This window comes from Mesorhizobium sp. M7A.F.Ca.US.006.04.2.1, assembly GCF_004022915.1.
GTDB lineage: Bacteria > Pseudomonadota > Alphaproteobacteria > Rhizobiales > Rhizobiaceae > Mesorhizobium > Mesorhizobium ciceri.
The window spans coordinates 1-4,471 of the sequence record NZ_RZQA01000535.1; the positions used below are offsets into that span (position 1 = coordinate 1).

Below are 4,471 nucleotides of genomic sequence, written 5' to 3' on the forward strand. Positions count from 1 at the left end.
GGCAAGATGCTTGCCGAACGCCGCGGCGATGACGGCTTGGCTCACAGGAAACCTCCATCGACGATCAGCATCTGCGCCGTCAGCATGCGCGAAGCGTCCGAGGCCAGGAACAGCACCGTGCCGACGATGTCGTCGGGCTGCATCACCTGTTTTATGCACTGCTTGGCGACATGGGCGGCAAGCCCCTGTTCGGTCACCCAGAGCTCCTTCTGCCGCTCGGTGATCACCCAGCCGGGCGCGATGGCGTTGACGCGGATGCCGTCCACACCGAGCTTGCCGGCCAGCCCCTTGGTCAGACCGAGGATACCGGCCTTGGCGGCCGTGTAGGACGGCATGTCGGGGTGGTTGATCAGATAGGACGTCGAGGTGAAGTTGATGATCGAGCCGCCGCCGGCCCGCTTCATGCCCGGCGCCACCGCTTGCGCGGTGAAGAAATGCGGCCTCAGATTAATGGCTTGGTTGTTGTCCCAGAACTCGACCGTCACGTCTTCGACGGCGTGGCGTTCGTCCCAGGCCGCATTGTTGACCAGCACGGTGACATCGCCATGCGCCTCGGCAGCCTTCGCGGCGGACGCCCGCAGGGCCTCGACATCGCGCAAATCGGTCTTGAGATAGAGCGGCCGGCGGCCGAATTCTTTCTCGATGCGGTCGGCAAGAGCTGTGCTTGGGCCGTCGGCGATGTCGATGAAGGCGACATTGGCGCCCTGGCGCACAAAACCCTCGGTCAGTGCCGCGCCAATTCCGGAGCCGCCGCCGGTGATCAGCACCGAGGCTCCTTCGAGGTCGGCAAAATGCGCCGATGGCATCATCGTTGTTGTCTCCCAGCGCATGACCCCGAAAATCGGATCGATTTTCGGAAAGGGATCATGCGCAAATGTTAAATGCTACAGCGTCCTTTGCGCGTCTTGAAAGACGCGCGGCGCCGTAGCGTGATCGGCGCGCATCCTAGCCACGCAAGGCGCGCGGGCAAGGGCGAACCGCCGAATTTCAGGGCTTATGTCAGACAAAACGACAATGCGCCGCACCGGATGCGCACGGCAGCACCGTCGGGGTTGGGGATTGCGGAGGACCGCCGGTCAGATCGCCTTGGCGCGCAGGGCGCCGCGGAAGGAATCGCGGAGATAGCCGAGCGTGGCGTCGGCATCGACCGGCTTGCCGAACAGATAGCCCTGTCCGCCGGCGCAGCCAAACTGGACCAGGCGATCGGCCTGCGCTTCCTGCTCGATTCCTTCGGCGACGACGTCCATGCCGAGCCCTTCGCACATGGCCAGAATGGCGCGGATGATGTGTTCCGACGGCCTGTCGTCGAGAATGGAGGAGACGAAGGCGCGGTCGATCTTGAGCTTGTCGAAATGGAATTCGCGCAAGCGGCCGAGCGAGGATTGGCCGGTGCCGAAATCGTCGAGCGAGACGCGGATGCCGACGCGGCGCAGATCCTCGACGATCTGAGCGGCCGAGGCCGGGTCGTTCATCAGGCCGGTCTCGGTGATCTCGATCTCCAGCCGGCGCGGATCGAAGCCGGTGCGGTCGAGGATCGCCAGTATGTGCAGGCCGGTGTTCTGGTCGACGAGCTGCGAGGGTGACAGGTTGAACGACAGGAACAGGTCCTTTGGCCAGCTTCTGGCGGCCTCCGTCGCCTTGCGCAGCACCAGCTGCGACAACGGGCCGATGATGCCGCGCTCCTCGGCGATGGGAATGAAGACGGTCGGCGGCACGGAACCCAGGTCGCGGTCGGTCCAGCGCGCCAGCGTCTCGAAGCCGATGGTGCGGCGCGTGGCGAGATCGACGATGGGTTGGAAATGCGGCTCCACCTCGCCGGCCGAGACAGCCCGGCGCAGCGCCTGTTCGATGCGGGTGACGCGCTTGGCCGCTTCTTCCATCTCACGGGTGTAGACGACGACGCGGCCACGGCCGGAACGCTTGGCGTGGTAGAGTGCCGTCTCTGCCTTGTTGATGAGGATTTCCGTGGTCTCGTCGCCCGAATAGAACAACGAGCAGCCGACCGAGGCCGAAAGCCTGGCGGTGCGTTCGCCGACATCGTAGGGCGCCGACAGGATCTCGATCAGCATGCGCGACTTTTCGGCCGCAGCGTCCTCGCTGAATACCATCGGATAGAGAAAAGCGAATTCGTCGGCGCCGATGCGGCAGACCGTGGAATAGCCGTCCATAGAGGCGCGCAGCCGCATCGCGACCTGGATCAGGATGTCGTCGCCGGCCTTGTGGCCGAACAGATCGTTGATCGGCTTGAAGCCGTCGAGGTCGAGAATCCCGACGGTAAAGGGCGCGGGATCGTCGGCTCGGTCGGCGATCAGCCGATCGACCTTGTCGAAGAAGCGGCGATGGTTGCCAAGCCCGGTCAACGGATCGGTGAATGCCAGATCCGTGCTCTCCCTGTTTGCCTGACCGGTGCCAAACGAAGTTTGCATCGGTGTCCCTGTTTTGTGACTTCGGAATTTATTTTCAGACTGGCAGCAAACCCTTTAGGAAACGTATCGCGAAATCGATTTTCCATGGGCAACCGCGACCTGTTTCGAAGGATCGATGTGAGGTGTGCATTCGGGCTCAAGGAACAACGAGGACGCGCAGCCTGGCTCCTGTCACGGAATGACCGGCAGGGCCGAGCTTGCGACTTGCTGATGCCAATCTTCAAAAGGTCGCGATTGGCAGACGGGCAGTGAGCCTGTACAGGCAGGACAGTCGTCCATCCGAGCCGCCGGAGACCCGCCATGAAGCTGAAAATCGCCGTCCAGATGGACCACATCTCCACCGTGTCGATCGCCGGCGACACCTCGTTCGCGCTGTCGCTGGAAGCGCAGCGGCGTGGCCATGAGCTGTTCCACTACACGCCGGGTCGGCTGTCGTTGCGCGACGGCAAGGTGTTTGCCCGCATTGAGGAGATGCAGGTGCGCGACGAGAAAGGCAGCCACTATTCGCTGGGCGAGAAGGTGCGCACCGATCTGTCGGAGATGGACGTCGTCCTGCTGCGCCAGGATCCGCCCTTCGACATGAACTACATCACCACCACGCACATCCTGGAGCGCATCCACCCGAAGACGCTCGTGGTCAACGACCCGGCCTGGGTGCGCAACAGCCCGGAAAAGATCTTCGTCACCGAATTTGCCGACCTGATGCCGGACACGCTGATCACCAAGGATCCACTCGAAGTTGCCGCCTTCCGCAAGGAGTTCGGCGACATCATCGTCAAGCCGCTCTACGGCAATGGCGGCGCCGGCATCTTCCATCTGCTGGAGGGCGACCGCAACCTGGCCTCGCTGCTGGAAATGTTCGGCCAGATGTTTCGCGAACCCTATATCGTGCAGCGCTATCTCAAGGACGTGCGCAAGGGCGACAAGCGCATCATCCTGATCGACGGCGAGCCGGTCGGCGCCATCAACCGGGTGCCCGCCGAACATGATTCCCGCTCCAATATGCATGTCGGCGGCCGCGCCGAAAAGACCGAGCTGACGGCGCGCGAACGCGAGATCTGCGCCCGCATCGGGCCGTCGCTGAAGGAGCGTGGCTTCATCCTGGTCGGCATCGACGTCATCGGTGACTACATGACCGAGATCAATGTCACCTCGCCGACCGGCGTGCGCGAGGTCAAACGCTTCGGCGGCGCCGACATCGCCAGCCTGTTCTGGGACGCGGTCGAGGACAAGCGCGGGTAAGCCGTTTTCATTTTGTCTTAACCATGTTCCGTTTTTGCAACCGCGCTCAATTCGGCTGCAACCCACGCGCTCACATGTTCCCGTAATGTTCTTGATTTGACCGAGGATTTGTGATTGTCTGCCCGTGGGGCCATTTCTTGGCCATCGCGTGGGTTGTGGCCTGGGGGCAAAGAAATGGTGGCGCGGGTTCGCACGGTCGCTTTCCAAGGCATCGAGGCCGTGCCGGTCGACGTGCAGGTGATGATCGCGCCCGGCAAGGTCAACATGCACATCGTCGGCCTGGGCGACAAGGCGGTGGCCGAAAGCCGCGAGCGGGTGCAGGCCGCACTGCATGCTTCAGGTCTGTCGATGCCGTCGAAGAAGGTCACGGTCAATCTGGCGCCGGCCGACCTGCCGAAGGAAGGCAGTCACTACGACCTGCCGATCGCGCTTGGCCTGATGGCTGCCCTTGGCGCCATTCCGGGCGACATGCTGGCCGGCTATGTCGTACTTGGAGAATTGTCGCTCGACGGCACGATTGCCGCGGTCGCCGGCGCCTTGCCGGCGGCGATCGCCGCCAATGCCGAGGGCAAAGGCCTGATCTGCCCGTTCGCCTGCGGACCTGAGGCGGCCTGGGCTGGAAAGGATTTCGACATTCTGGCACCGCGCAGCCTGATTGCCATCGCCAATCATTTTCGCGGCACGCAGGTGCTGTCGCGCCCCGAGGCCGGCATCCACGCCGCCGCGCCGGATTTGCCCGACCTCGCCGACATCAAGGGCCAGGAGACCGCCACGCGGGCGCTGGAAGTGGCGGCCGCCGGCGG

The 4,471-nt window shown here is 63.5% G+C and carries 4 protein-coding genes; 2 read left to right on the forward strand and 2 right to left on the reverse strand.

The window, feature by feature from the left end:
- Nucleotides 1-41: 41 nt before the first annotated feature.
- Together EN925_RS24535 and EN925_RS24540 are read right to left on the reverse strand one after the other, a co-directional pair.
- Complete coding sequence (locus tag EN925_RS24535) at nucleotides 42-809, reverse strand: SDR family oxidoreductase (protein ID WP_063169668.1); 768 nt, start codon at nucleotides 807-809, stop codon at nucleotides 42-44.
- Between the two features lie 267 nt (nucleotides 810-1,076).
- Complete coding sequence (locus EN925_RS24540; protein WP_013528600.1) at nucleotides 1,077-2,426, reverse strand: EAL domain-containing protein; 1,350 nt, start codon at nucleotides 2,424-2,426, stop codon at nucleotides 1,077-1,079.
- Between the two features lie 300 nt (nucleotides 2,427-2,726).
- On the opposite strand from EN925_RS24540, the gene gshB reads away from it, so the two are divergent.
- Together gshB and EN925_RS24550 are read left to right on the forward strand one after the other, a co-directional pair.
- A complete protein-coding gene (gene gshB, locus EN925_RS24545) occupies nucleotides 2,727-3,668 on the forward strand; it encodes a glutathione synthase (protein WP_127369626.1) in 942 nt (313 codons plus the stop codon).
- 174 nt (nucleotides 3,669-3,842) lie between these two features.
- On the forward strand, nucleotides 3,843-4,471 hold a 629-nt coding region (locus EN925_RS24550), incomplete at its 3' end, for a magnesium chelatase domain-containing protein (protein ID WP_164894367.1).

What these genes read in the sequence shown, in the direction of transcription:
- EN925_RS24540 (WP_013528600.1), bottom strand. Translation starts at nt 2,426, where the DNA reads ATGCAAACTTCGTTTGGCACCGGTCAGGCAAACAGGGAGAGCACGGAT.
- EN925_RS24535 (WP_063169668.1), bottom strand. Translation starts at nt 809, where the DNA reads ATGATGCCATCGGCGCATTTTGCCGACCTCGAAGGAGCCTCGGTGCTG.
- gshB (WP_127369626.1), top strand. Translation starts at nt 2,727, where the DNA reads ATGAAGCTGAAAATCGCCGTCCAGATGGACCACATCTCCACCGTGTCG.